The sequence below is a fragment of the Pseudomonas sp. 34 E 7 genome, from assembly GCF_900005715.1.
Classification (GTDB): Bacteria; Pseudomonadota; Gammaproteobacteria; order Pseudomonadales; family Pseudomonadaceae; genus Aquipseudomonas; species Aquipseudomonas orientalis_A.
In genome coordinates this window covers 1,425-2,189 of the sequence record NZ_CVTX01000167.1, presented here as the reverse complement: position 1 = coordinate 2,189, position 765 = coordinate 1,425, and the positions used below count along the sequence as shown (strand labels likewise).

Annotated in this window: 1 protein-coding gene; it reads right to left on the bottom strand. The window is 55.9% G+C overall.

What is annotated here, in order from left to right; genetic code table 11:
* Window positions 1-765: immunoglobulin-like domain-containing protein (locus BFP96_RS31400; protein WP_371914773.1), on the bottom strand; the 765-nt coding region annotated here is incomplete at both ends.

Genomic DNA, 765 nt, shown 5'->3' with positions numbered 1-765 from the left:
CGGTGTAGACGATGTTGCCGCCTTCGCCAACAGTAGTGGTGGCGGTCAGTACAACGTCGACCTTGTCGATGGTGTCGTTGATCGCGGTGGTTGCGCCGTTGCCAGCAACTTCCAACTTCTCAAAGTTGCCGCCCGTTGCGTCGGTAATCTTGACCGTCTGAGTGCTCTTATCGATGAACACATCATCGGTAGGCGCAGGCACAGTCACAGTGCCGACAGTTTCACCGGCTTTGATGGTGATGTTTGAACCGTTATCCAGTTTCAGAGTGACGTCAGTACCGGCCTTGTTGCTCAAGGTCGCGGTGTACGTGATCTGGCCACCCTCGTTGACTGCGCTCGGCGCGGTCAGGGTAACGGTGGTGGTGTTGTCGGTACCTGGGGTGTCGGTAACGGTGGTGTTAACCGGCGTGGTGCCTGGAACGAGATTTTCGAAGTGCTCGCCACCAGTGACAGTCTTGATAGCAGTGGTGACGGTTTGGTCGCCTTTATAGACGTCATCTGGTGCAACAACCGAAACGCTACCGCTCGATTGGTTCACACCTATGGTGATGGTTTTGCCGTTATCCAGGGTGACAGTCAGCGGGTTAGTGATGTTAGTCACCAGCGCGCCGTTTTTATCCACAAGGCTGGCGGTGTAAACAATGTTGCCGCCCTCGCCGACGGTGGTGGTAGCGGTCAGTACAACGTCGACCTTGTCGATGGTGTCGTTGATCGCTGTCGTTGCACTGTTTTGCGCAACTACCAGCTGCTCGAAGTTGCCGCCGG